General features: G+C 41.6%; 5 protein-coding genes and 1 pseudogene. 3 read left to right on the forward strand and 3 right to left on the reverse strand.

Annotated features, from left to right (window positions below):
- The first annotated feature begins 72 nt into the window (after positions 1–72).
- Positions 73–453, forward strand: coding sequence for a hypothetical protein (locus AM629_RS00925; protein ID WP_054475277.1), 381 nt, complete (start codon positions 73–75; stop codon positions 451–453).
- Positions 454–562: 109 nt separating this feature from the next.
- Here the strand turns inward: AM629_RS00925 and mscS are convergent, their stop codons facing one another.
- Positions 563–1,417: a small-conductance mechanosensitive channel MscS gene (mscS, locus tag AM629_RS00930; RefSeq protein WP_054475279.1), complete on the reverse strand. Its 855-nt coding sequence runs from the start codon at positions 1,415–1,417 to the stop codon at positions 563–565.
- A 141-nt stretch (positions 1,418–1,558) separates the two neighbouring features.
- Positions 1,559–1,927 (reverse strand): YacL family protein, encoded by a 369-nt coding sequence (locus AM629_RS00935; RefSeq protein WP_054475280.1) that lies wholly within the window; start codon positions 1,925–1,927, stop codon positions 1,559–1,561.
- Between the two features lie 439 nt (positions 1,928–2,366).
- Between AM629_RS00935 and AM629_RS25160 the strand changes: the two genes are divergently transcribed.
- Positions 2,367–2,627: an antibiotic biosynthesis monooxygenase family protein gene (locus tag AM629_RS25160; RefSeq protein ID WP_072161772.1), complete on the forward strand. Its 261-nt coding sequence runs from the start codon at positions 2,367–2,369 to the stop codon at positions 2,625–2,627.
- A 241-nt stretch (positions 2,628–2,868) separates the two neighbouring features.
- On the opposite strand, the gene acnB is transcribed toward AM629_RS25160, so the two are convergent.
- Positions 2,869–5,466 (reverse strand): bifunctional aconitate hydratase 2/2-methylisocitrate dehydratase, encoded by a 2,598-nt coding sequence (gene acnB / locus AM629_RS00940; RefSeq protein ID WP_054475281.1) that lies wholly within the window; start codon positions 5,464–5,466, stop codon positions 2,869–2,871.
- A 424-nt stretch (positions 5,467–5,890) separates the two neighbouring features.
- Here acnB and AM629_RS23160 point away from each other — a divergent pair.
- Positions 5,891–6,000 (forward strand): annotated as a pseudogene (locus AM629_RS23160) (IS110 family transposase); the annotation flags it as partial.

The raw sequence follows: 6,000 nt of genomic DNA on the forward strand, positions 1-6,000 counted from the left end.
AAATCAAGATAATACAGACTAAAAGCATTAATAAATCTGTTAATTTTGTGAACATAAGAGGAAGAGATTATTTTGAAAAAAATTATTGGCTTCATGCTGTTAGTAATCATTATTATTACTGTATTCACTATCAGAAATTACTATTTGCTTCGAAGTGATGTTGAAGAAATATTAAACCAATCTGAAATAATTAAATATTATATTGGTACAGCAAATATTACCGATGTAAAGCTCAGTAACTATCAGCCTTTCTCATGCAAAAAAGGCTGTGAACGTTTTATCCTTAAAGTGCAAGGTGAAAATGGTGATGGAACAATCACTGCCGATATTAATTTCCACGATTCTGATGTCTCATCGGCTATACTTTGCTTACCTGATAACAAGAAAATAGTGCTGACAAAAGACATCGGTGATGATTTTATTAAAAACAATCTTGGCACTTTATGTCAATAAAACAAGTCAGATAAACAGATTGCCCGCGCCATTTACGGCGCGGTGCTGGTTTATTCGCAAAAAGCTTACAACATCTTTTTCATCAAGTGATTAAAGCTCACCGCTTTGATTAATCACTGACTTTATTCTGATGCAAATACACATCCATTTGTGGATAAGGAATACTGATATTGTGCTTATCCAATGCGCATTTAAAGTTCTCCATTAAATCCCAATAAACATCCCAAGCGTCACCATTGGTAGTCCATACACGCACAACAAAATTCAGCGAGGATGGTGCCATTTCATGTAAGCGGACCGTCACACCTCTATCATGCTGAATACGGCTGTCTGCCGCAATGACCTCGCCCAACACTTTTTTAACTTCATCAATATCTGCATTATATGCAACTCCAACCATTATCTGAGTTCGACGGTTTGGTTCTCGACTGGTATTAATGACATTATCTGCAATAATTTTCCCATTCGGAATAACAATGATTTTGTCATCGACTGTACGCAATGTGGTAGCGAAAATCTGCACCTGAATCACAGTACCTTCAACTGATCCCAAAATAACATATTCACCCGCACGGATTGGACGGAAAGCGACTAATAACACACCTGCTGCAAAGTTGGATAGAGAACCTTGTAAAGCCAAACCAACGGCCAAACCAGCAGCACCGATAACCGCAATCACAGAAGCGGTTTGAACACCTAATTTGCCCAAGACCGCAATAACTGTGAACGCAATAATCAAATAACGGACGACAGCAGCCAAGAAATCTGACACAGTCACATCAATGCCGCGCAACGACATAACTCTTTTAATGCCCTTACTGATCAATCTTGCCGCCATCAACCCCAGAACAAGAATCAACACAGCCGCGACCATATTGACCAGATACTGGATGATTAAATCCTGATGATTGATAAACCAATTTGTAGCCTCATTAAAACCACCAGACAAACTGATATCTTCCATTAAAACCACCTTGATTATTTAATTATTCAACTATAATGAAATAAACAAAACTACCTGATGACTATTAATCATAGCAAGCATTTATTGCAAGAAAAAAACTATCATGTCAGAAAATTATTTCTGTCTATACACAAATTCTTATCAATAGTTTTTTTGCAAAATAAAATCCCGATAATTGGACAACATATCCATAAAATCCTTGGTTCCGCAAAAGGCCAGACTCTCATTATCGTAATAACTCATGCCCTCCTCCATCGAATCAGTTTCAAACTCAAGCTGATTGGCACGAATCATAACCTCTTCGTCATCCATCAGTAGCGTATATTCATGGCCCACGAGTTGCCATTGACGTTCACTTCCCTGAATTTCAACCAGCGCTGAAGTAATCTTATCCAGCACAGTCAAATCACCTTTAACTTCTTCATTCAACCACTGACCAATAGCTTCGTGATCCATTGAAAACCGGGTAGTCACCTGTCCAGTAACATCCCGCAAAAATTCATAGTCCATCATTTACCTCCAGTGCGTTTTTTTTCATTCTAATACTTTCCAGCAACTCCAACCCAGAATCAGCCCACAAGCTGGTTAGAAGTAGGAGATAAAAGCCTCTATAACTGACACAACTGCATGATTCTGCACCTGGATGACCGACATTTTCCCCTAGTATTACCAGGGCTTATATCCACTATGGATAAATGGCACCATGCTAATAATATCTCAGGGAAACAAAAACAGCAAAATTGAACGTATAACCGCTGACTGATGAGATACATTAGAAATATTGCAATACAACCATTTATTTTCTATCTTGTCTGGAAAACAGAGACACTTTTCAAGAGTCATTATGATACGTCATATTCTTTTATTAAAATTCACATCCGAGATAAAAGAGCAACAATTAACGACGATAAGAGATACTGCTATTTCCATGTAGCATAAAATTAACGGTATTTCTTCTGTTGAGTGGGGTGGTAATATAAGTAGTGAAAACAAAAATAAAGGTTTTACACATGCTATCACCATGACATTTGATGATCATAAAGCTATTTCAAACTATTTATACCCTTCATCTTTCAAGCTACTACTTTGTTGGCTGCACTCGCTCACCCCGGTCACAGAGTTATCTATGCTCCCGGGGATTCACTCCCTTGCCGTCGCGAAGCATCTTGAAATCCATAGGATATATACCACCCAGCGCATGACAAATTAAAAGATTTCCTTATCGATTCTGTCGACGATATCATAGTATTTGACTATGAAGCATAAAGTATGAATGGATAACCTTAAAATCAATTTAAATATTTAACCAATAGTAAGATACAGATAAATTTTCAATTTTGCCTTTTCATTTATATATTTTCCGTAGAATTAGCACTGTAAAAAACAACCAGATAATAAAATGGGAGGTCTTTTTCCTCCCATTATTTATGTTGCAATCTACAAATATAAAGTTACACCACAGTTTGGAAAATCACATCATCTGCTTTTTCAGTGTATTGGTTCAGTTGATCAAAATTAAGATAACGGTAAGTATCTTCCGCAGTCTCATCAACTTTATTCATAAATTGTTGATACTCCTCCGATGTAGGCAAGCGCCCTAACAGAGAAGCTATAGCAGCCAGCTCAGCCGATGCCAAGTAAACATTCGCCCCCGTCCCCAAACGGTTCGGAAAGTTACGAGTTGACGTGGAAACAACCGTTACACCATCAGCAACACGTGCCTGGTTACCCATGCACAGGGAACAACCCGGAATTTCAACCCGCGCCCCACTCTTACCAAAGATGCTGTAATAACCTTCCTCTGTGAGTTGAGCTGCATCCATTTTCGTTGGCGGAGCAACCCATAGGCGAGTTGGCAATTGGCCTTTATGTTGATCCAATAACTTACCTGCTGCACGGAAATGACCAATGTTAGTCATACAAGAGCCGATAAAAACTTCATCAATTTTACTGTTAGCTACATCAGACAGTAAACGGGCATCATCCGGATCATTTGGTGCACATAAAATTGGCTCTTTAATTTCAGCCAGATCGATTTCGATAACCGCTGCGTATTCCGCATCAGCATCGGCCTCCAGCAGTTGAGGATCTTTCAGCCAGTTTTCCATACCTGTTACACGGCGTTCCAATGTACGGCGGTCACCATAACCCTCAGCAATCATCCATTTCAGCAATACAATATTGGATTGCAAGTATTCGATAATCGGCGCTTTATCCAGTTTAATGGTACAACCCGCAGCAGAACGTTCCGCAGACGCATCCGCCAGTTCAAACGCTTGCTCAACTTTCAGATCTGGCAAACCTTCGATTTCGAGGATACGACCAGAGAAGATGTTTTTCTTGCCTTTCTTCTCAACCGTTAGAAGACCTTGCTGAATCGCATAGTAAGGAATCGCATGCACCAAATCACGCAGAGTAATACCAGGTTGCATCTGTCCTTTAAAACGAACCAGAACAGATTCAGGCATATCCAAAGGCATTACACCCGTCGCAGCCGCAAACGCCACCAGACCAGAACCTGCCGGGAAGGAAATACCAATCGGGAAGCGGGTATGAGAGTCACCACCAGTGCCTACGGTATCAGGCAGCAACATACGGTTTAGCCATGAGTGAATAATGCCATCACCTGGACGTAGAGAAACACCGCCACGGTTCATGATAAAGTCAGGCAGAGTATGGTGAGTAGTGACGTCAACTGGCTTAGGATAAGCAGCTGTGTGGCAGAATGACTGCATTACCAGATCCGCAGAGAAGCCCAGACATGCCAAATCTTTTAGCTCATCACGAGTCATTGGACCAGTGGTATCCTGAGAACCCACAGAGGTCATTTTAGGTTCGCAGTATTCACCCGGGCGAATACCCGCAGTGCCACATGCCCGGCCAACCATTTTCTGAGCCAGCGAGAAACCACGACTGCTTTTCTCTACCGCTTTCGCCTGACGGAAGATATCACTGGGTGGTAAGCCAAGAGATTCACGAGCTTTACTGGTTAAGCCACGACCGATAATCAGTGGAATACGACCACCAGCACGAACTTCATCCAACAATACATCTGTTTTCAGTTCAAATTCAGCCAGTAGTTCATGAGTTTCGTGGTTATGTACTTCACCTTTATATGGATAGATATCAATCACATCACCCATATTTAATTTGGTAACGTCTATCTCTATTGGCAACGCACCGGCATCTTCCATCGTATTGAAGAAGATTGGCGCGATCTTGCCACCCAGAACAACACCGCCACCACGTTTATTGGGTACAAACGGAATATCATCACCCATAAACCACAACACTGAGTTAGTCGCCGATTTACGGGAAGATCCTGTACCAACAACATCACCAACATAAGCCAGTGGGTAGCCTTTCTTATTCAACTCTTCAATCTGTTTGATTGGGCCAATAACACCAGCTTGATCAGGTTCAATTCCTTCACGGGCATTTTTCAGCATAGCCAGAGCATGTAATGGGATATCAGGACGTGACCATGCATCTTGTGCAGGAGATAAATCGTCAGTGTTTGTTTCACCAGTCACTTTAAATACCGTGACGGTGATTTTCTCTGCCAGTTCAGGACGTTCCAAATACCACTGCGCATCAGCCCAAGACTGCATAATTTGTTTAGCTTGTGGATTACCTGCTTTCGCTTTTTCTTCTACATCATAGAAATTGTCAAACATCAACAGCGTATGAGAGAGCGCTTTTGCGGCAATTGGTGCCAGTTTTTCATTATCCAGAGCATCGATCAGAGGATGAATATTATAACCACCCTGCATAGTTCCAAGCAGTTCAACCGCTCTTTCTGGCGTGATTAATGGTGAGGTGGTTTCACCCTTTGTAATGGCGGCCAGAAAACCGGCTTTTACATACGCCGCTTCATCAACACCCGGGGGAATACGGTTAATTAACAGATCTAACAGGAAATCTTCTTCACCTTTTGGTGGGTTCTTCAGTAACTCAACCAGCGCCGCCGCTTGCGCCGCGTCCAATGGCTTAGGGACGACGCCTTGGACTGCACGTTCGGCTACGTGCTTGCGGTATTCTTCTAGCACGACTTTCTCCTCGCTCTCATTGTCATTTATATACCCGGCTGTCTGCACCCGACTTAAAACCTGTCTTATCAGACTATTGTGTTTTCGCAACAATAACGCTGACTGGAGCAAGCTGTGAGTTATGGTTCCGGGTGCCAGGTCAGAGGATTGCGGGCATAACCTAATCAGTTCAAGTTAAGTTATGCCTAGCTTCGGGCGCCCAGCATACCAAAATTTGAATGCTATGTTAATTCGTTCACATAAAAGTAACATTAACTGATAGTAAAATTCTGAATACATAGTAGATAAAGCGGTTAAAGCAGATTATTCCGCTGATTTTCACCAGCTGCATCCATAAAAACCACACTAATGAGATGGCCGCCCTCACCCTGTTAGCGATATATTGACAGCGTGTGATTTATTTTTTATTTAAGAGGCCACCATCATGAACACTATCGCATTGATTGGCATCGATCTTGGCAAGCATTCCTTTCATATCCATTGTCAGGATCAATCAGGAAAAGCGTTGCTGCGTAAAAAATTCACCCGAACTAA

Origin of the sequence: Photorhabdus heterorhabditis, assembly GCF_001280945.1 — a bacterium.
GTDB lineage: Bacteria > Pseudomonadota > Gammaproteobacteria > Enterobacterales > Enterobacteriaceae > Photorhabdus > Photorhabdus heterorhabditis.